Origin of the sequence: Palleronia marisminoris, assembly GCF_900172315.1 — a bacterium.
GTDB classification, from domain to species: Bacteria; Pseudomonadota; Alphaproteobacteria; order Rhodobacterales; family Rhodobacteraceae; genus Palleronia; species Palleronia marisminoris.
In genome coordinates this window covers 66,095-85,754 of sequence record NZ_FWFV01000003.1, presented here as the reverse complement: position 1 = coordinate 85,754, position 19,660 = coordinate 66,095, and the positions used below count along the sequence as shown (strand labels likewise).

At 66.3% G+C, this 19,660-nt stretch carries 16 protein-coding genes and 1 other annotated feature; of the genes, 11 read left to right on the top strand and 5 right to left on the bottom strand.

Annotated features, from left to right (window positions below; genetic code table 11):
* Positions 1-484: 484 nt before the first annotated feature.
* The 6 genes from PAM7066_RS06685 (at position 485) to PAM7066_RS06660 (ending at position 8,820) form a co-directional block, all read left to right on the top strand.
* A complete protein-coding gene (locus PAM7066_RS06685; RefSeq protein WP_085853621.1) occupies positions 485-1,138 on the top strand; it encodes a protein-L-isoaspartate O-methyltransferase family protein in 654 nt (217 codons plus the stop codon).
* On the top strand, positions 1,135-2,553 hold the full coding sequence (locus tag PAM7066_RS06680) for a TolC family outer membrane protein (protein WP_245749613.1): 1,419 nt from the start codon (positions 1,135-1,137) through the stop codon (positions 2,551-2,553). Before PAM7066_RS06685 ends, PAM7066_RS06680 begins: the two co-directional genes overlap by 4 nt.
* A 76-nt stretch (positions 2,554-2,629) precedes the next feature.
* Complete coding sequence (locus PAM7066_RS18535) at positions 2,630-3,409, top strand: hypothetical protein (protein ID WP_139214954.1); 780 nt, start codon at positions 2,630-2,632, stop codon at positions 3,407-3,409.
* Positions 3,410-3,567: 158 nt separating this feature from the next.
* On the top strand, positions 3,568-4,887 hold the full coding sequence (locus PAM7066_RS06670) for an ATP-grasp domain-containing protein (protein WP_085853378.1): 1,320 nt from the start codon (positions 3,568-3,570) through the stop codon (positions 4,885-4,887).
* The gene (locus tag PAM7066_RS06665; RefSeq protein WP_085853377.1) at positions 4,887-6,902 is read left to right on the top strand and encodes a CocE/NonD family hydrolase; all 2,016 of its coding nucleotides are present in this window, start codon (positions 4,887-4,889) and stop codon (positions 6,900-6,902) included. The genes PAM7066_RS06670 and PAM7066_RS06665 overlap by 1 nt, the downstream gene beginning before the upstream one ends.
* Positions 6,903-7,110: 208 nt before the next feature.
* Positions 7,111-8,820, top strand: coding sequence for a catalase (locus tag PAM7066_RS06660; protein WP_085853619.1), 1,710 nt, complete (start codon positions 7,111-7,113; stop codon positions 8,818-8,820).
* An 87-nt stretch (positions 8,821-8,907) separates the two neighbouring features.
* On the opposite strand, the gene PAM7066_RS06655 is transcribed toward PAM7066_RS06660, so the two are convergent.
* From PAM7066_RS06655 to PAM7066_RS06635, 5 genes are all read right to left on the bottom strand, one after another.
* Positions 8,908-9,969 (bottom strand): extracellular catalytic domain type 1 short-chain-length polyhydroxyalkanoate depolymerase, encoded by a 1,062-nt coding sequence (locus PAM7066_RS06655; RefSeq protein ID WP_370738082.1) that lies wholly within the window; start codon positions 9,967-9,969, stop codon positions 8,908-8,910.
* A gap of 34 nt (positions 9,970-10,003) precedes the next feature.
* Positions 10,004-10,420, bottom strand: coding sequence for a ribbon-helix-helix domain-containing protein (locus tag PAM7066_RS06650; RefSeq protein ID WP_085853618.1), 417 nt, complete (start codon positions 10,418-10,420; stop codon positions 10,004-10,006).
* A 101-nt stretch (positions 10,421-10,521) separates the two neighbouring features.
* Positions 10,522-11,373 (bottom strand): universal stress protein, encoded by an 852-nt coding sequence (locus PAM7066_RS06645; protein ID WP_085853375.1) that lies wholly within the window; start codon positions 11,371-11,373, stop codon positions 10,522-10,524.
* A gap of 13 nt (positions 11,374-11,386) precedes the next feature.
* Positions 11,387-12,868: a SulP family inorganic anion transporter gene (locus tag PAM7066_RS06640; RefSeq protein ID WP_085853374.1), complete on the bottom strand. Its 1,482-nt coding sequence runs from the start codon at positions 12,866-12,868 to the stop codon at positions 11,387-11,389.
* A 65-nt stretch (positions 12,869-12,933) separates the two neighbouring features.
* Positions 12,934-12,991: a sequence feature (sul1 is cis-regulatory element that is thought to sense ions involved in sulfur or methionine metabolism; They are found in Alphaproteobacteria), on the bottom strand.
* 117 nt (positions 12,992-13,108) lie between these two features.
* Complete coding sequence (locus PAM7066_RS06635; RefSeq protein WP_085853373.1) at positions 13,109-13,942, bottom strand: sulfite exporter TauE/SafE family protein; 834 nt, start codon at positions 13,940-13,942, stop codon at positions 13,109-13,111.
* A 367-nt stretch (positions 13,943-14,309) separates the two neighbouring features.
* Here PAM7066_RS06635 and PAM7066_RS06630 point away from each other — a divergent pair, with 367 nt between their 5' ends.
* From PAM7066_RS06630 to PAM7066_RS06610, 5 genes are all read left to right on the top strand, one after another.
* Positions 14,310-14,813, top strand: a complete 504-nt coding sequence (locus PAM7066_RS06630; protein WP_085853372.1) for a CinA family protein — start codon at positions 14,310-14,312, stop codon at positions 14,811-14,813.
* Entirely contained in the window at positions 14,810-16,864 is a 2,055-nt protein-coding gene (locus tag PAM7066_RS06625; RefSeq protein ID WP_085853371.1) for an NAD(+) synthase, read from the top strand. Before PAM7066_RS06630 ends, PAM7066_RS06625 begins: the two co-directional genes overlap by 4 nt.
* 92 nt (positions 16,865-16,956) lie before the next feature.
* Positions 16,957-17,946, top strand: a complete 990-nt coding sequence (locus PAM7066_RS06620) for a PAS domain-containing HWE histidine kinase family protein (protein WP_085853370.1) — start codon at positions 16,957-16,959, stop codon at positions 17,944-17,946.
* 20 nt (positions 17,947-17,966) lie between these two features.
* Positions 17,967-18,359, top strand: coding sequence for a response regulator (locus PAM7066_RS06615; protein ID WP_085853369.1), 393 nt, complete (start codon positions 17,967-17,969; stop codon positions 18,357-18,359).
* A gap of 97 nt (positions 18,360-18,456) precedes the next feature.
* The gene (locus PAM7066_RS06610; protein ID WP_085853368.1) at positions 18,457-19,506 is read left to right on the top strand and encodes a YihY/virulence factor BrkB family protein; all 1,050 of its coding nucleotides are present in this window, start codon (positions 18,457-18,459) and stop codon (positions 19,504-19,506) included.
* Positions 19,507-19,660: the final 154 nt, after the last annotated feature.

Sequence of the window (19,660 nt, the reverse complement as noted above, 5' to 3'; positions counted from 1 at the left end):
GTGGCTTCTACGCATGTCGTGCAAAGGGTGCAAGAGGGCGCGGAACACAGGCTGGCAAACACTTGTATTTCGGACTTGACCGGGCCGCAGCACGATCAGGAACCGCGCCTCGCGAGGGGTCGATTCCAGTGTGGCGCGGAATGATCGGTGAATCTCGCGGTTCCGACGAGGTGCGACATCAGCGACCGTTCGGCCCGGAGCGATGCCCTGTCTCTCCTCCCCACTTGGCGACCGGTTTCTCCGAGCGGGTGAGGGTCACCGGCCACAGGTCGGCGAGCCGCCAGAACTGGATGCACAGACCACGCATTGCCATGATCGGACGAAAGCCTTCTCGCGGCGCGACAGACCGCTTCCTCCTGTTCGCGAGCTTGGGGGCAGCCGAGACACCATTCCCCCTACGGTTATCATTGAACACGGTCTGCGCGTTGCCGCCGTGGTTGCAATGTGGCACATCTGGGCCGAACCTGTTTCCGAGGCCGAGCTCATGACCGATTACGCTTCTCGCCGCCGCGTGATGGTGGACACCCAGATCCGCCCCTCTGACGTGACAATGTTCCCCGTCATCGAAGCGATGCTGACGATCCCGCGCGAGCGCTTCGTGCCGAACCGACTGCGAGAGGCCGCCTATCTGGGAGAGAACCTCGGCATCGGGCCGGGCCGGGCGATCCTCGAGCCCCGGACGCTGGCGAAGATGATCAACGCGCTCGAGATCGGTCCCGAGGATGTCGTGCTCGATCTGGGGGCGGGCTTCGGCTACTCGACCGCCGTGCTCGCACATCTGGCCCAGGCCGTGGTCGCGGTCGAGCCGGAAGAGCCGCTGGTTTCGGAAGCCGAGGCGGCGCTCGCGGATACCGGGATCGACAACGCAGCCGTGATCCACGGGAACCTGACCGAGGGGGCGCCGAAACACGGCCCCTATGACGCGATCATCCTGCAGGGCGCGATCGAATATCTGCCCGACGCGATTGCCGAGCAGCTGGCCGATGGAGGGCGGATCGCCTGCCTCTTCAGCGAGGACAGGCTCGGGGTCTGCCGCATCGGCATCAAGGCGGACGGGCATGTCAGCTGGAAATACGGCTTCAACGCTTCGGCCCCGGTTCTTCCCGGTTTTGAACGCGACAGGGAGTTCTTGCTGTGAGGCTGCGCTTCGTCATCCGCGCCGGGGTTGCGGCCATTGCCATGCTTGCCGGTGCCGCATCCGCCTCGGCCGAGACCCTGGCGGATACCTTCATCCTGGCTTACCGCCACTCGGGACTTCTGGAGAAGAACCGCGCGGTGCTTCGCGCCGCCGACGAGGACGTCGCGACGGCCATCGCGCAGCTCCGGCCGATCCTCAACTACACGGTGCAGGCGCAACAGAGCTACACCAATCCCTCGGGGGGCAACAGCGCACGGCAGATCGATCTCGGCGCTGCCGGTGGCGGCAATTTCGGCGCCTCCGCATCGGCCTCGGCGGGGATCTCGGCCAACCTCCTGCTCTATGACGGCGGAGCGACGCGGCTTGGCATCGACGTCGCGAAAGAGACGGTGCTGGCGGTGCGGCAAGGCCTGATCCAGGTCGAGCAGCAGGTCCTCTACAACGCGGTGATCGCCTATCTGGCCGTGCGCGAGGCGACCGCATTCATCAACCTGCGCCTGTCGAACGTGGAGCTTCTGCAAGAGCAGCTTCGCGCCGGGCGCGAACGATTCGAGGTCGGCGAGGTCACGCGGACGGATGTGGCTCTTGCGGAGGCACAGCTTGCCTCGGCGCAGTCGCAGCTGGCCGCGGCCCGTGGTGATCTTCAGGTCGCCATATCCACATACGTCCAGGTGGTGGGGCAGGAGCCCGGCACGTTGCAGCCGATCGGAAACTACCCGCAGACGGCCAGCAGCCTCGAGGCCGCGCAGAACATCGCGCGCAAGAACCACCCGAACATCCTGCAGGACATGCGGGCGATCACGATCGCCGAGCTGAACGTGCTGCGGGCCGAGGCGCAGATGCGGCCGTCGATCTCGGGCACGGCATCGCTGTCGGTGGATGACGACTTCACCGAGACGGGCAGCTTCGGCCTCCAGCTCAGCGGCCCGATCTACCAAGGCGGCGCGCTGACGGCTGCCTATCGCCAGGCGGTGGCACGGCGGGACGAGTCCCGGGCCGACCTGCACATCACGGTGGACGCCATCCTTCAGGAAGTGGCGCAGGCATGGTCCAACCAGCAGGTCGCCCTCGCCAGCATCGAGGCCGGTCAGCTCGAGGTGCGCGCGGCGCAGGTCGCCTTCGAGGGGCTCCAGGAAGAGGTCAGCCTCGGCGCGCGGACGACGCTGGACGTGCTTGACTCCGAGCAGGACCTGCAGGACGCGCGGGCTGCCCTGATCTCGGCCCAGATCGCCGAGTTCCGTGCGGCGTACACGTTGCTGTACACGATGGGGCTTCTGACGGTCGAGCATCTGGGACTGGGCATCACGACCTACGATCCGTCGGCCTACTACAACGCCGTCAAGGACGCCCCGATCCGCAGGGTCAGCCCGCAGGGCGAGAAGTTGGATCGCATCATACAGAGCCTCGGCCGCTGATCCTCGGCCGCGGCGTTGTGCGAGGGGCGGCCATGGCGTATCGTCGATCGGGAACATTGAAACGGGCAGGGGACAGATGACCGACGCGATGTCATCCAGCGATATCGATCGCGTGCTCGCCAATATCCGCAAGCTTGTCTCTGTGGAAGAGGACGCGCAATCCGGATCCGGCAGGCTGATACTGACCGCAGACCTGCGCGTGGACGAACCCGCCCCCGACGAGCCTGCCCCCGACGAGCCGGCCCCGACCGACTTGCCGGAGGTCTCACCGGCCGCCGATCAGCAGCAGCCGTCCGGGTCCCTGTCGGAGCGCAACGCTCCGCCGAGATCGCTGGAAGATCGGATCGCCGATCTGCAATCTACCAGGGGCCCCGAACGCCCGGTCGAGGAAAAGCCGGACGCCAGCGATGAACCGGCCCGGCCCGTGGCCGAGCGCGTTTCGCAGGTCCGGCCGGTGCGACCCGAGAGGCGGGGCGCGCCGATGGTGCTGAGGCCCCTCGCGGATGAAGCCGAGCAGACGCCCTCTCCGATCGACGAGCCGGGCGCAGCCGACGCGGATCAGGACAGCGGCAGGCCGTACGATGATCCCGAGGCCCGGTCCGAACCCTCGGAGTTGCAGTTCTTCCATGCGGGTCCGTCCGAAGGGTTCGACCGCGCGGTCTTTACCGGGCGCGACGACCCGCTGGAGCCGGGCGAGGATGAACAGTTCCTGGACGAGGACGCGCTGCGCGACCTCGTGGCCGAGATCGTTCGCGAAGAGCTTGCCGGTGCCTTGGGCGAGCGGATCACGCGGAACGTCAGGAAGCTGGTGCGCCGCGAGATCATGCGGACCCTCTCGACCCGGGACTTCGATTAGTCCCACGCAGGTCCGGCCGCGCGGCGGCCGGAACCAATTCAGCCTTCCATGACGCTACGTCGTTGGCACCGAGCCGCTGGTGCCCCGATTCCATCGGAACGGCTGAGGCGACCCCCGCATTGAAATTCCGTAGAGGACGCTGAAGCGAAGGGGGCAGAATGCCAGAAGCGGCGAAAAAGACGATCTGCATCATCGGAAACGACCCGTTCAACGACGATTACATCAAGCGGATCCCGGAGGCCCAGGGGTGGAATGTCGTCACCGTCCTGCACCATGACGACGTCCAGCCGGCGGACGAAAGCATCGACTTCGACGCGTTGTACGATCGCGCCCACGCCCAGATTGCCGCCATGGACTCGCCCCCCGACGCGATCATCGGGCATCTCGACTTCCCGGTGACCTCCCTCGTCGCGTTGCTGAATCGGGATTTCGGGCTGAAGGGTGCCTCGCCCGAGGCTGTCGCTCGCTGCGAGCACAAGTTCTGGATGCGCGAGGCGCAGCGCGAGGTCTTCCCCGACGACACACCCGCTGTCACCGCGGTCAATCCGTTCAAGCCCGCCGAGGCACAAGAGGCGGTGCCCGAATATCCGTTCTGGCTGAAGCCGGTGAAGGGCCACTCGTCCAAGCTGGGATTCCTCGTCCGGGATGCGGACGACCTCGACTCCGCGCTGCACGAATGCCGGCGCTTCATTCACCAGCATGGCGAACCGTTCAACCGCTTCCTCGCCCGGCTCGAACCCGATAGCGGCTGCCCGGAGGGGGTGAATGGCAACTTCGCGGTCGCCGAAGAGCTGGTCTCGGCCAACCGCCTCTTCACCATCGAAGGGCTGGTCGAGAATGGCGAGACCCGGGTGGTCGGCGCGGTCGAGTCGCTCAAGGGCGGCGGCGCGGGGGTCAGCTTTTCGCGCTATCAATATCCCAGCGACATCCCCGACGAGATCGTCGAGAAGGGCAGGGTGTTCGTCGCGAAGCTTCTGGATCATTTCGGCTTCGACAACGGCCCCTTCAACGTCGAATTCTTCTATGATGACGACACGGGCGCGCTGCGGTTGCTCGAGATCAATCCGAGGCTATCCAAGTCGCATTCGCCGCTGTTTCACATCGTGGATGGGGCCACTCACCATCGCCAGGCCATACTTCTGGCCCTGGGGGAAGAGGTCGAGATGCCCGCCCGCGGGGGCCATTCGCCCGTTGCCGCGAAGTTCATGATCCGCTCGAACGAAGAAGACGGCATCGTCCGCGGCGTGCCCGATCCCGAGCAGCTCGAAGAGCTGAAGGACCTGTTCCCCGACCTCGCGGCGCAGATCCTCGTCCAGCCTGGCCAGAGGCTCAGCGACCTGCCGGACCAGGACAGCTACACCTATGAACTCGCGGACCTGTTCATCGGGGGCGCAGACCTGAGCGCGATCGAGGACGCCTACCTGCGCTGCCGCCACTCGCTGGAATTTCTCATCAAGCCGATCCCGGAGAACCTGTGATGGAAGTCGTCGAGGACCTGCCCGAAGAGATCATCGTCGAAGAGCATGTGCGCATACCCGTGACCGACGGGCTGCACCTGTCGGCGCGCATCTGGCGGCCTGCCGATGGCCGCCCGGTGCCGGCGATTCTGGAGTACATCCCCTACCGCAAGCGCTTCGGCACCCGCGTCCGCGACACCCACACGCACCCGTTCCTTGCCGCGCATGGCTATGCCTGCGTGCGCCTCGACATCCGCGGGTCGGGCGAGAGCGAAGGCGTGCTGCTGGACGAATACCTGCAGACCGAGCTCGACGACGGGGTCGCGGCGATCGAGTGGCTTGCCGCGCAGGACTGGTGCGACGGCAATGTCGGGATGATGGGGATCTCGTGGGGCGGCTTCAACGGCCTCCAGATCGCGGCGATGCAGCCCGAGGCGCTTAAGGCGATCGTCACGGTTGCCTCCACCGACGACCGTTATGCCGACGACATCCACCACATGGGCGGCACGCTGCTGGGCGACAACCTGTCCTGGTCGGGCGTGATGTTCGCCTACAACTCGCTGCCGCCCGATCCCGAACTGGTAGGCGACCGCTGGCGCGACATGTGGATGGAGCGGCTGGACAACTGCCGCCCCTGGCTTGCCCAATGGCTGCGCCACCAGCGACGCGACGACTACTGGCGCCACGGGTCCATCTGCGAAAACTACGATGATGTGAAAATTCCGGTCTTCGCCGTCTCCGGATGGACCGATGGCTACACCAACAGCGTGTTCCGGCTGATGGAGAACCTGAAGGGACCCCGAAAGGGCCTGGTCGGTCCGTGGGGCCACATCTACCCCCATTTCGGCCGCCCCGGTCCCGCGATCGACTTCCTGGGCGAGATGCTGCGCTGGTGGGATCGCTGGCTGAAGGGCAAGGAGACGGGAGTCGAGGCTGACCCCATGATCACCGCCTGGATGCAGGACAGCGCGCCGCCCTACCACGATTACGACGAGCGCCCCGGCCGTTGGATCGGGGAAAGCGTGTGGCCGTCGTCGGGGGTGCGCGCGCAGGAGTGGCGTCTTGCCCCCGGCCGGCACCTGGCAGAGGCGGACGAGGATGTCGCGGAGAAGCCGCTGGACGTTCAGTCGCCGGCCACGACGGGCCTGGCCTCGGGCAAGTGGTGTTCGTACGCCAACGCGCCCGATCTTGCGGGGGATCAGCGCATCGACGACGGCGGGGGCCTCGTGTTCCAGACAGAGCCGCTGGCCGAGGATATCGAGGTCTTCGGCGCTCCGGAGGTCGAGCTGACCCTTTCCTCCGACCGCCCGATCGCGATGGTTGCCGTACGCCTGTCGGACATGCGGCCCGATCATCAGGTAACACGGCTCAGCTACGGTCTTCTCAACCTCACCCACCGCGACAGCCGCCGCCATCCCGAGCCGCTGGAGCCGGGGCGGGACTACACCGTGCGCGTGCCGATGAACTACATCGCCCAGAACGTGCCGAAGGGACACCGCCTGCGCCTGTCGATCTCGACCGTCTACTGGCCGCTGGCCTGGACGCCGCCCGAGGAAGTGAAGCTGACCATTCGCACCGGCGTCAGCCGCCTGACGGTGCCGCACCGGCCCGTCTCGGCGGATGACATCACGCCCAGCTTCGCCCCCGCCCGGCGCGCGCCCAGCCCGCCGCTGACGGCGCTGAAGGCGCCCGAGCATCGGTGGATGGTCAAGCAGGACCTCGGTGCGCAGGAGGCGGCTCTCGAGGTCGTCGACGATCGCGGCGCCCTGCGTCATGACGATATCGGCCTGACCGTCACCTCGCGCGCGACCGAAACCTACTCCGTCACCCCCGGCGACTATTCCTCGTCCCGTGGCGAGACCGAATGGCACTACGGCCTGGAACGTGACGGCTGGTCGATCCGCACCAGGACGCGCACGCGCCTGACGGCCGACAAGGAGAACTTCTACCTCTATGCCGAACTCGACGCATTCGAGAACGAGGACCGGGTGAAGTCCCTGAACTGGACCGAGACGATCCCCCGCGACAACGTCTGACGGGGCAGGGATTGCCCCGGTTGCCCCGGTTTCCGCATGACGTCAACGAGCGTCGCGTCCGATAGCCTACGCATCCTCTCGGGATTGCGGTCCGGGGGCGTCATGCGTAAACTAGAATTATTCCACTAACAAACTCCGGGCGGACGAGGCGCGGCGGTGCGTTGGTGTGTAGGACGAGAATCCCGAAACGGAGCCAATGGAAAACCGCATGTCACCTGCCGACAAATCCCCCAAATCCAGCGCCCCCACCTCTGACGAGCGCGTTCTCACGAACCGCCAGGGCCATCCGGTCGTCAACAACCAGTCCCAGCGCACCGTGGGCTCGCGCGGCCCGGCGACCCTCGAGAACTACCAATTCCTCGAGAAGATCAGCCATTTCGACCGCGAGCGCATCCCCGAGCGCGTCGTCCACGCCCGCGGCTTCGTCGCCTATGGCGACTTCGAGGCGACCGGCAAGATCGGCGACGAGCCGGCCTCGAAATACACCCGCGCGAAGCTGTTCCAGGAGGCGGGCAAGAAGACCCCGCTGGCGATCCGCTTCTCAACCGTGATCGGCGGGCGCGACAGCTCGGAAACCGCGCGCGATCCGCGTGGCTTCGCGGTGAAGTTCTACACCGAGGACGGCAACTGGGACCTCGTGGGCAACAACCTTGCCGTGTTCTTCATCCGTGATGCGATCAAGTTCCCCGACGTGATCCACTCGCTCAAGCCCGATCCGGTGACCTTCCGTCAGGAACCGAACCGAATCTTCGACTTCATGAGCCAGACGCCCGAAGCGATGCACATGCTGACGCACCTGTTCAGCCCGCGCGGCATCCCGGCAAACTACCGGCACATGGAAGGCTTCGGCGTCAACACCTACAAGATGGTGAATGCCGAGGGGAACACGGTGCTGGTGAAGTACCACTTCCACCCCCGCGAAGGCGTCGCCAGCCTGACCGCCGACGAGGCGGCGAAGGTGCAGGGGCAGGACCTCGGATCGGCCTCGAAGGACCTCTACACCGCGATCGAGACGGGCAACTATCCCCAGTGGGACATGTACGTTCAGGTCATGGAAGACCACGAGCACCCGGAACTCGACTGGGATCCGCTCGACGACACGAAGATCTGGCCTGAAAAGGACTTCCCGCTTCTCCACGTCGGCACCATGACGCTGAACCGCAACGTCGAGGACTTCTTCAACGAGAACGAGCAGATCGCCATGGGCACCGGCGTGCTGGTCGACGGGCTCGACTTCTCGGACGACAAGATGCTGATCGGTCGGACATTCTCGTACTCGGACACGCAGCGTTACCGCGTGGGGCCGAACTACCTGCAACTGCCGGTCAACCAGGCCAAGCAAGCCCGCGTCGCGACCAACCAGTCCGGCGGCCAGATGTCCTACTACCGCGACGCCGCGCCGGGGCAGAACCCGCATGTGAACTACGAGCCGTCGATCCATGACGGCCTCACCGAGGCGCCGCGGGAAGAGAACAACAACCCGCCCGAGGTCCGCGGCCAGCTGACCCGCAGCGTGATCGAGCGCCGCAACGACTACGTCCAGCCGCGCGCCCGCTTCTGCACCATGATGCAGTGGGAGCGTGACGACCTGGTCAACAACATGGGCACCATGCTCGCCGACTGCGAACGCGACGTGCAAGAGCGCATGGTGTGGCACTTCCTGATGGTCCACGACGAGTTCGGCAACCGCGTCGGAGAGATGATCGGGATCAGCGCCGCTGACGTGGCCAATCTGGGCCCGCTGCCCAAGCAGGTTCTGACCGAGGAAGATCAGCGCCGGATGAAGTCGCTCGGCAGCAACGGCGATACGGTCGATGCCGAACCCTGGGGCCAGTGGACGAGCTCGGTCGAGAACCACCAGGCAACCGCCGAGGAAGTCATGGCTGGCTTCCCGCAGCGTGCCAAAGCGGCTGAGTGATCCGGCGAACGGGTAGCGCCCAGGTGCTGCCCGAACCGTAGGAGAAGGGGCCGGCCGCCATCTCGCGGCCGGCCCTGTTCGTTCCGTCTACCCGTTTGTGCGGGGGGTGAAGAAGAACCGGACCATCTCGGCGCTGGCGTCCGGCCCCTGCGCGTCGGTGTAGCTGCCGCCGGGCTTCCCGCCGGACCAGGCGTGCCCCATCCCCTCGACGACCCAGTGTTCGACCGCCGCCGTCCCGTCGGTGTCGTAGGTGGTGCAGCGGCGGAAGGCGCGGCCGCCGGCCTGGCCCTTGTCCTCGGTCTGAAGGTTCTGCCGCGGTCCTCGGTCGAGCACGCTTTGCGCGATGCGCTCGCCGTTCGACGGGTGGACGGTCGCGTCGGCGGTTCCATGGAACACGATCGTGCGGACCGGGGTCCCCTTGGCCGTCCCGGCGCTCGTAGCGCCCTGTCCGCCCATTGCGGCGAAGGCCGAGGGAACGTCGTTGGCCGCCCCGGTCGGCAGGCCGGAATGCGCGCCGACGCCGCCGAAGAGGTCCGGATAGGCGTCGCCCATGATGACCGCCATCGCCGCCCCGGCCGAAAGGCCTGCGATGAAGGTTCGGTCGGCGGGGACGCCGTGTCGCGCGATGACCTCGCGGGTCAGGCCGGCAATGATCGACGGCTCGCCCCGGTCGCGCCGCTGGTCGCCGCGGCTGAACCAGTTCCAGCAGGATTGCGCGTTGTCGCCGCGGGTCTGGTGGGGGTAGACGACGATGAAACGATGCTCTTCGGCCAGGGCGTTCATCCCGGTGCCGACGGCGAAATCCTCGGGCGTCTGGGTGCAGCCGTGCAGCATGACCACGAGGCCCGTGGCGCCGTCCCGCGCCGAGGCGGGCACATAGGTGCGGTAGCGGCGGGTGCCGGCGGCGCAGGTGAAGCTGTCCTCAGCGAAGGTCGCACCCTCGGGAAGCACGGGTTCGGCCGTCGACTGGCCGGGCTGGCGGAACCGGGCGAGCATGTCTGACAACCCCGCGGGCTGTGCGGGGCCTTCGCCCTGCACGGACCCAGAGGCCAATCCGTGCCGGGCGAGGGTGCGGTTCACGAGGTCGGTAGCCGAGTCGATGCGCGCCCCGGTCTTTGCCGAGCGCCAGGCGCCGGGTTTGAAATCCATCATTGTGTCTGTCCTTGTGAGGGGGGAGGCGCCGCTACGTGATGCGATCGGCCAAGGCCTTCTTTACGTCTGCGGGTGCCTGAAGCGCGCCGAGCACGGTGATCGAGCCGATCGTAGCCAAGGCCAGGTCCGGCGAGACGTTCGCGCTGATCCGTGCGAGGCCCACGACTTTCACATGCAGAACTTCGCCGGCTTCGCGCAGCTGTTCCAGCTCGGCCCGGTCGTAGTCACGCAGGCCGAGCTCCATCGTGTGGCGCTCGATCGATCTGTCGACGGCTTCGCCATGAGTGTCGATCTGCTTGCGGATCGCGGTGCGAATGAAGTCGCTGCGATTCGAGTAGAAGCCTTCCTTCACCAGCAAATCGATGCGGCCAAGGTCGACGAAGCCGAGATTGATGGTGATCTTCTCGCTTTCGGGCTGTCTTTCCCGAAGCTGTCTCACGTCACCCATAAGCATTTCTCCATCCGTGTGGATGGTATCTGGATGTTCGTGACTGTGGTTGCAAGGGGCAACCCGGATGAGCCCGCAGATGCCTCTGCGGGCTTCAGGGTTTATCGCACCAGAAGGACGGGCACCTTGCAGGTGCGGATCATCTCGAGGCTGGTGGACCCGACGAAAAGCGCGCGCAGGCGGGAATGGCCCGAGGCGCCCATCACGAGGTGATCGAAGCCCACCTCGTCGATCATCCGGCTGAGGGTGTCCTCGGGCTGGCCCTCGCGGGTCTCGATCCTGGCGTCGAAGCCCGCCGCATCGAGCATCGCCTCGGCCTCCTCGAGGCCCTTCCGCGCGGTATCGGTCGCCGAGCCGACGGTGACGACGCTTACCGCGAGACCGGCATAGATCGGGCTTTGCGCAACGTAGTCGACCGCACGCCGGGCACTCGCGCTGCCGTCATAGGCGATCAGCACTCTCTCGATCGGACGGAAGGCGCGCGATGCGACGAAGAGGGGCTTCTCGACCGAGCGCATCACCCGCTCCAGGTTCGACCCCAGATGCCCCTTCGCGAAGTCCACCGCCTCGCCGCGCTTGCCGATCAGGATCATCTCGGCGTTACCCGATGTATCCGAAATCGCCTCGACGAGGTCGCCATGGCGCAGATGCTCGGTGGCATGCACGCCGGCGTCCTCGAAGATGGCCTTCGCATCCTCGAGGATCGCGCGCCCGCGTTGCACAGCGAGCTTGGACCGCTTCTCGTCGAGACTGGACAGTTCCTGAAGAAGCGCGCTGCGCGCCCCGAGAGAGATCGCGCCGGACAGGTCCGCCGTCCCGCCTCCCTCGCGGCGGCCCAGCACATGCATCAGCTCGACCTCCCAGGTGGCGCGGCCGGCAATCCACGCGGCATGGTCGCAGACGCTTCTGGAATAGGTGGATCCGTCCACCAAGGCGATGATTTTCGTGGTCATTACGTCTCCTCCCTCAATGCGCCATCAACTTGTCCATCGCGCCGGGCTTGTCGTGAACGGCAAGCTGGTCGACGATGGTCTCGGACGCTTCGTTCATGCCGACGATCTCGACGTCGGACCCGTCCCTGCGGAACTTCAGCACGGCCATGTCCAGCGCGGCAACGGACGAGATGTCCCAGATATGCGCGCGGCTGACGTCGATGACGACCTTGTCGGCTGCCTCCTTGAAGTCGAAGGCGGCCATGAACTCTTCGGACGAGGCGAAGAACAGCTGCCCCTCGACATGGTAGGTGCGCACCCGGCCGTCCTGGGACAGCGAAGACGTGACTCCGAAGAGCTGAGAGATCTTGCCCGCGAAGAACAGCCCCGACAGCAGGACGCCGACCAGCACCCCGATGGCGAGGTTGTGGGTGTAGACCACCACCGCGACCGTCGCGAGCATGACGACCGAGGACGAGCGGGGATGCGTGCGGAGCTGCTTGATCGACGACCACGAGAAGGTCCCGATCGACACCATGATCATGATCGCCACCAGTGCGGCCATGGGGATCTGCGCGACAAGGTCGCCCAGCACCACGACCAGGAACAACAGGAACACGCCGGCGATGAAGCAGGACAGCCGACCGCGGCCGCCCGACTTGATATTGATGATCGACTGACCGATCATCGCGCAGCCCGCCATGCCACCGATGAACCCGGTCGCCGCGTTGGCCAGGCCCTGGCCCACACATTCCTGGTTCCGGTCGGACCCCGTATCCGTCAGGTCGTCGACGATATTCGCCGTCATCAGGCTTTCGAGAAGGCCGACCACGGCCACGGCGGCCGCATAGGGGAAGATGATCGCCAGGGTCTCGAATGTCAGCGGGATATCGGGGATCAGGAAGACCGGCAGCGTGTTGGGCAGTTCGCCCATGTCGCCCACGGTGCGCACGTCCCAGCCCATGGCCATGACAGCCACCGTCAGCACCACGATCGTGACAAGCGGCGACGGCACGGCGGTCGTCAGGTAGGGCAGCAGGTAGATGATCGCGAGGCCCACCGCGACGAGCGGGTAGGTCAGCCACGGCACGCCCGTCAGTTCGGGGATCTGCGACATGAAGATCAGGATCGCGAGGGCGTTGACGAAACCGGTCATCACCGAGCGCGAGACGAAGCGCATCAGGTCTCCGAGGCGCGCGAAGCCGGCGGCGATCTGCAGCATCCCCGCAAGCACCGTGGTCGCGAGCAGGTATTCGAGTCCGTGATCGGCGACGAGCGTGACCATCAGCACGGCGGTTGCAGCGGTCGCGGCCGAGATCATGCCCGGCCGTCCCCCGGCGATGGCGGTGACGACGGCGATCGAGAAGGACGCGTAGAGCCCGATCTTCGGGTCCACGCCGGCGATGATCGAAAAGGCGATTGCCTCGGGAATGAGGGCAAGCGCGACGACGATGCCCGACAGCACATCGCCACGCACGTTACCGAGCCACTGGTGGCGGTAGGCGTTGAGGTTCATGTTTGAAATTTCCGTTCCTGCCCGGCCCGCGGAGGTGCCGCTGGGGTCGTTTCAGGTATTTAGCGGTTGCCCCGGCGGATCGGCGGCCAGGAGAGCCACCCGGGGATCGCACCCGGGTCCAGATTATCTGGCTGTCGGTTACCCGCTCGGTCCCGAAAGCGCAACCGTCGGTCGGATGAGCGCCTGTGTGCTGTGTTCGGAAAGTCGGACGGCGCGCACCGACGATCCCCGTCGGCCGCGTCAGATCGCGTTGTAGAGGTCGAAGAACATGCGCATCGACGTGATCAGCAGGAACAACCCGAAGGTCAGGCGCAGGGCGCGGCGCGGAATCCTGTGGGCGATCGCGACACCGACGCGGGCGAACAGGACAGTGAGGGGAATGATGATGGCCGCCGCGGCAAGGTTCACGTAGCCGAGCGAGAGGGGGGGCAGACCGTCTTGCCCGAGGCCCGTCAGGACGTAGGTGATCGCGCCGGGCAAGCCAATGATGAACCCGATCGCGGCCGACGTGCCCACGGCCCTGCGGATCTCGTAGCCGAGGAAGTTCAGCAGGGGGACGCAGACGGTGCCTCCGCCGATCCCCATCATGGCCGAGATCGCGCCCGCGATGATGCCGAAGAACGCCCAGACGGGTTTGGAGAAGCTCCGCGGACTGTCGATCTCGCCGCCGCCCCGGAGGATCATGTCGAGCGCGACCAGAAGGGCCACCGAGGCGAAGACGGCGATGAGGGTCAGGCCCGAGACGATCCCTCCCAGGATGCCGCCGATCACCACACCGACCAGGATCGACGGCCCCCAGAGCTTCAGGAGGTCGAAGTCGATCGCGCCGCGCCGGTAATGCCCGAGGGACGAGCTGAGCGATGTGAAGATGATGGTGGCCAGTGACGTGCCCACCGACACCTGCATGACTTGGCCCGGATCCATGCCCGTCAGCGACAGCGCGAAATAGAGGGCGGGGACGATGACGATGCCGCCGCCGACGCCCAGAAGCCCGGCAAGGATGCCGCCGAAGATGCCGGACACGATGGCGGGCAGGGCGATGGTCGCGACGAGCGCTTCGAGTTGGTCTTCCACGTCAGCTGCCTCGTTGTGATGCGCGGGAATGGCCGGCGACACCCGGTCCAAAACAGGTCGGGGTGACGACGCCGAAGTGGCCGCGTTCGTCGGGACGGGCTGTGAAGTCGGTCATGGGGTCCCTGGTTCTTATCGGGCGCGACGCGCAGCAGGCTGGCGGAACGCGCAGCGGATGGATATTCCGGCCCGGATTCCTTGAACCGTCCGACGAGCGGTTCATCCTACGGACTTGCCCGGTCCGTCAACGCCTGTCTCTCCGAGGCGGTCCAGCCGGCCGACCTTCACGCCGCTTGCGAAGCGGGACGCAGTCGGGTGAAACCGTCGGGCGCGAACGCAGTTGGCCTGCGTAAACACTCGGAGATCTGCCATGGTCGAAACGCTTGTCACCGACATTCCTGACGATCTGCAGGATCGCATCCGCAAGGTGCTGAACCTTGCCTGCGATCAGGAGCGGACGCTGGCTACGGCCGAAAGCTGCACCGGCGGGTTGGTCGCCTCGCTCTTCACCGATGTCCAGGGCAGTTCCCACGCGTTCGAACGGGGCTACGTCGTCTATACGGATCAGGCCAAGACCGACATGCTGGGCGTCCCGTCCGACCTGCTCGATCAGGAGGGCGCGGTATCGCGCCCGGTGGCGCTCGCCATGGCAGAGGGGGCACTGGCCGCATCCAGTGCGCATGCCGTCTTCTCGGTGACGGGGTTCGCCGGGCCTGCGGGAGACGCCGAGGAAGGCCTCGTGCATTTCGCCTGCTCCGTACGGGGCCGCGGAACCGTCCACCGCGAGGAGCATTTCGGGCCGATCGGGCGCAGCGGTGTGCGGCTGGCCTGCATGCGGGTCGCTGTCGAAATGTTCGAGGAGGCGCTGAAATGACCGATTTCCCGAGGCCGGAGAACTTCCACTCGCTGCACCGGCACGGCTTCGTCCGCGTTGGCGCAAGCACGCCGCGCGTCCGGACGGCCGACGTCGCCTTCAACCGCGACGCGATCCTCGACGAGGCGCGCCGCGCGGACGAGGCGCGGGTCGATCTGCTGGTCTATCCCGAGCTTTGCGTCTCGTCCTACGCGATAGACGACCTGCACATGCAGACGGCCCTGCTGGATGCGGTCGAGGACGCGTTGGCCGCTATCGCCGCGGAAAGCGCCGATCTGGCCCCGGTACTTCTGGTGGGCGCCCCGCTGCGCCAGGACGGCCAGCTCTACAACTGCGCCATCGTGATCTCGCACGGACGGATCCTCGGCGTGGTGCCGAAATCCTACCTGCCGAACTACCGCGAATACTACGAAAAGCGCTGGTTCTCGCATGGCCGGAATGTCCGGGGCCGCACCATGAAACTCGGCGGGCATGAGGTGCCGTTCGGCAGCGACCTGATCTTCGAGGCCTCCGATCTTCCCGGCTTCATCTTCCACGTCGAGATCTGCGAGGACTACTGGTCCGCGATCCCGCCCTCGTCGGACGCGGCGCTGGCCGGTGCGGCGATCCTGACGAACCTGTCGGCCTCGAACATCACCATCGGCAAATCGGACGAGCGGCACATGCTCTGCCGCTCGCAATCGTCGCGTGCGATGGCCGCCTATGCCTATTCCGCCGCCGGGCCTGGCGAAAGCACCACCGATCTTGCGTGGGACGGGCAGGGGGCGATCTACGAACTCGGCGACCTCCTGGCGGAGTCCGAGCGGTTCTCTCTCGACCCGCAGCTGTGCCTGGCCGATATCGACACGCAGCGCATCCTGAACGAGCGCATGCGCTCGGGCACCTATGCCGACGCGTCCGAGATGCGCCGGACCGAGTTTCGTCGCGTGGCCTTCGACCACCGGCCGCACTGGCAGGATGCGGGGCTGGTCCGGCCGATCCGCCGCTTTCCCTACGTGCCGAACCGCCGCAGCCACCTGGACCGGGACTGCTACGAGGCGTTCAACATCCAGGTCGAGGGCCTGCGCCGCCGGTTCGAGGCCACCAGCGGCAGCCGCATGGTGATCGGCGTGTCGGGCGGGCTCGATTCCACCCACGCCCTGATCGTTGCCGCGAAGGTGTGCGACCAGCTGGGCCTGCCGCGCTCGACGATCCTCGGCTACACGCTGCCCGGCTTTGCCACCGGCGACACGACGAAAAGCAACGCCTGGAAGCTGATGCGCGCGCTGGGCATCGAAGCGGCCGAGATCGACATCCGGCCGGCCGCGCAACAGATGCTGACGGACATGAACCACCCCTTCGCAGGGGGCGAGCCTGTCTACGACGTGACCTTCGAGAACGTGCAGGCCGGTCTGCGGACCGACTACCTGTTCCGGCTGGCCAACCAGAACAGCGGCTTCGTCATCGGCACCGGCGACCTGTCAGAGATGGCGCTGGGCTGGTGCACCTACGGCGTCGGCGACCAGATGAGCCACTATGCCGTCAACACGGGCGTGCCCAAGACCCTGATCCAGTACCTCGTGCGCTGGGTGATCCAGACCGACCAGTTCGACCCCGAGACGAACGACGTGCTCGATGCGATCCTGCAGACCAAGATCTCGCCCGAGCTGGTCCCCCAGGGCGAAGAGGAAGAGCTGCAATCGACCGAGGACAGGATCGGCCCCTACGAGCTGCACGACTTCTTCCTGTTCCACACCATGCGCTACGGCCTGCCCCCGTCGAAGGTGGCGTTCCTTGCTTGGCATGCGTGGCGGGATGCCGAAACGGGAAGCTGGCCGATCGACTTCCCCGAGGCCGCCAAGCAGGAATACGATCTTCCCCAGATTGCCGAGTGGCTTCGGGTCTTCGTCCAGCGGTTCTTCGGCTTCAGCCAGTTCAAGCGCTCGGCCATGCCGAACGGTCCCAAGGTCTCGCCCGGCGGGTCGCTTTCGCCCCGGGGCGACTGGCGGGCGCCGTCGGACGCCACGGCGCAGGTCTGGCTGGACGAGCTCGAGCGTAGCCTGCCCGACTGATCGCGGACCGTAGGGGGAGCGCGGGCATTCTTGCCCTTGCCGTCTTCGCCGTGCGATTGTCCGGCGATACGCGCCAGGGACAGGAGTGCAGTTTGGATCTCGATGAATTGTATCGCCTTCTGCGTGGCTCTCATGTGCGGGCGCAGGGGGTCGTCGACACGATCCGCGATCCTCTTCTGGTGCTCGGGCCGGACCTGACCGTCATCAGCGCCAACCCTGCCTTCTACAGGACGTTCAAGACCGATCGGGAAGCCACGATCGACATGCCTTTCGACAAGCTTGGCGAGGGGCAGTGGAACATCGACGAGTTGCGCCTTCTCCTCGAGCAGGTGATCCCGCGCAGCGCGTCGGTCTTCGACTACGAGGTCACGGCCGAGTTCCCCCATGTCGGATTGCGCACCATGCTGGTCAGCGCACAGCGCCTCGCGCATCCCGATAACGGGCAACGCGTCCTGCTGGTGACGATCGCTGACGCCACGGAACGTCGGCGCGTCGAGGTCGAGAAGGACATCCTCATCGGCGAGCTTGATCACCGGATCAAGAACCTGCTGTCGGTGACGCATGCACTGGCACGCCAGACCGACGTGGCCGGGCGCAGTGCCGACGAATATCGCGACACCTTCCTCGGGCGGTTCGAGGCGCTGGGGCGGTCGATGGAGGCGACCGCCAACGGCAGGACGGCAGAGCTGCCGGCCCTGGCGCGGGCCGTGGTCGAGCCATACATGGAAGGTGACCGCGACATCTCGGTGGCCGATGAAGCGAAGGTCGACCTGGCGTCGAACAAGGCGACGCCGCTGGGCATGATCCTGCACGAGCTGGCCACGAACGCCACGAAATTCGGCGCGCTTTCGGTGCCGGCGGGGCGTGTGAAGATCCACTGGAAACTCTCGACGGACGAGGACGACGTCAGCTGGGTCCACCTGAATTGGGTGGAAACCGACGGCCCCGAGACCGTCTCGCCCGAAGCGACCGGCTTCGGCACACGGCTGATCCGGTTCACGGCCGAGCGCGAACTCGGAGGTCGTGCGGAACTGAGCTACAGGCGCGAAGGTTTGATAGCTACCGTGAGCTTTCCGCGGTAGCGCCATTCCATGGAGGTCGGATGCACGACGAGACGAACAAGCCGGGTGCGGGCGGCAGCCTGTCCGTGTTCGTCGTCGAGGACGAATTCCTGATCGCGATGGATGTCGAGATGATGCTCGAACAGAACGGCCATGCCGTCATCGCCACGGCCCCTTCGGTAGAGAACGCGCTCAGATTGCTCGAGGAGGCGCGCCCTGACGTTGCCCTCCTGGACATGAACCTGCGCGGCGAGCTTGTCTTCCCGGTGGCTGAGCGGCTGCGGAGCCTCAACATCCCCTTCGTCCTCGCGTCGGCCTACGGGACCGTCGACTTCGAAGGCGGCGAAGCCGTGGCCGATGCCGAGAATATCGGGAAGCCCATCAACGAACGCCGCCTGCTCGACGCCTTGCGCCGCGCCGTCGGGCAGGGGTGACACCCGGCCCCCGGCTGCTTGGGTGGACCAGAGTCGGGGCGTGATGCGTTCAGTCCGATAGACGCTTTCCCGGGCGGCTGTAGACGGAGTTGACAACATGCAGGACCGACATGGCGAAGGACCGGGGCCGGGCGAGGGGGCCGCGCCGCATCCCGAAGGATCGCATCCCGCAGCGCCGGCGTCGTCCGAGGACGACGTGCAGGACAAGGGCCACGGCCGCGATGCCTGGCGCCCGCATCAGATCGACCTCGCGGGCTGGCGCGACATCGCCCTGCGCGCGGGGGGGCGGATAGGCCGGGACCTCGTGCCGCTGGTTGCTGCGGGAGTCGGCTTCTTCGGCATGCTCGCGCTCTTCCCGGCGATCGCGACGCTCGCCTCGCTCGGGGGGCTTTTCCTCGATCCCGACATCGTCATCCGCCAGCTCGATGCGCTCGACGGGCTCGCACCCGCTGCGCCGCTCGACGTGGTGCGCGAACAGGCGGTGGCGCTTTCCGGTCAAGCACCGGGCCAGGCCACGATGACGGCGCTCGTCGGCCTCGCCTTCTCGCTGTTCTGGGCCTCGCGCGGGATCGACAACCTCGTGAGCGGCATCAACATGGCGCATGCCGAGACCGAGACGCGCAACATCATCCGCCGCAACATCGTGTCGCTGTGGCTCACGGCGGCAATGACGGCGCTGGTTCTCGTTTCCCTTGCGCTTGCCGGGGTGGTGCCGCCGATCGCGGAGGCGCTGGGGCTGTCGGGTTGGACAGACACCATCCTGACCCTCGGGCGGTGGCCGGTGCTTGCCCTTCTGTCGATGGTGGTGCTGGGACTGCTCTATCGCTACGCCCCCGCGCGCAGGCCGCCGCGATGGAGCTGGGTCACGCCGGGCGCGGTCGTCGCGACAACGGTGTGGCTGGGGGGATCGGTGCTCTTCTCGCTCTTCGTGCGCAATTTCGGCAGCTTCCAACCCACCTACGGGGCGATCGCCGGGATGGTGATCCTGCTGCTCTACATCTGGCTCACGGCGTTCGTCGTGCTGCTGGGTGCCCTGTTGAACGCCGAGATGGAGCACCAGTCGCGGCGGGACACCACGCGCGGACGCGTCAGGCCGATGGGACAGCGCAACGCCGAAATGGCGGACACGCTGGGCAAACGGCCCTGAGTGGTCGGGGGCTTCAAGGGGCGCAGCAGCGCAGATTCCCGCGCAGTCCCGACGCAATTCCGGAACCTCGTCCATCGGCAAACGTCTGTTTCCCAGAAGCGAATCGGATCGCCGCCGTGCTTGCGCGCGGTGATCCTCCAGCAATGAAGGGAGC

Excerpts from the sequence above, each read along its gene's own strand:
- PAM7066_RS06630 (WP_085853372.1), top strand. The coding sequence starts at position 14,310 with ATGGTCGAAACGCTTGTCACCGACATTCCTGACGATCTGCAGGATCGC.
- PAM7066_RS06615 (WP_085853369.1), top strand. The coding sequence starts at position 17,967 with ATGCACGACGAGACGAACAAGCCGGGTGCGGGCGGCAGCCTGTCCGTG.
- PAM7066_RS06660 (WP_085853619.1), top strand. The coding sequence starts at position 7,111 with ATGTCACCTGCCGACAAATCCCCCAAATCCAGCGCCCCCACCTCTGAC.
- PAM7066_RS06610 (WP_085853368.1), top strand. The coding sequence starts at position 18,457 with ATGCAGGACCGACATGGCGAAGGACCGGGGCCGGGCGAGGGGGCCGCG.
- PAM7066_RS06650 (WP_085853618.1), bottom strand. The coding sequence starts at position 10,420 with ATGGGTGACGTGAGACAGCTTCGGGAAAGACAGCCCGAAAGCGAGAAG.
- PAM7066_RS06655 (WP_370738082.1), bottom strand. The coding sequence starts at position 9,969 with ATGGATTTCAAACCCGGCGCCTGGCGCTCGGCAAAGACCGGGGCGCGC.
- PAM7066_RS06640 (WP_085853374.1), bottom strand. The coding sequence starts at position 12,868 with ATGAACCTCAACGCCTACCGCCACCAGTGGCTCGGTAACGTGCGTGGC.
- PAM7066_RS06685 (WP_085853621.1), top strand. The coding sequence starts at position 485 with ATGACCGATTACGCTTCTCGCCGCCGCGTGATGGTGGACACCCAGATC.
- PAM7066_RS06645 (WP_085853375.1), bottom strand. The coding sequence starts at position 11,373 with ATGACCACGAAAATCATCGCCTTGGTGGACGGATCCACCTATTCCAGA.
- PAM7066_RS06665 (WP_085853377.1), top strand. The coding sequence starts at position 4,887 with ATGGAAGTCGTCGAGGACCTGCCCGAAGAGATCATCGTCGAAGAGCAT.
- PAM7066_RS06625 (WP_085853371.1), top strand. The coding sequence starts at position 14,810 with ATGACCGATTTCCCGAGGCCGGAGAACTTCCACTCGCTGCACCGGCAC.
- PAM7066_RS18535 (WP_139214954.1), top strand. The coding sequence starts at position 2,630 with ATGACCGACGCGATGTCATCCAGCGATATCGATCGCGTGCTCGCCAAT.
- PAM7066_RS06670 (WP_085853378.1), top strand. The coding sequence starts at position 3,568 with ATGCCAGAAGCGGCGAAAAAGACGATCTGCATCATCGGAAACGACCCG.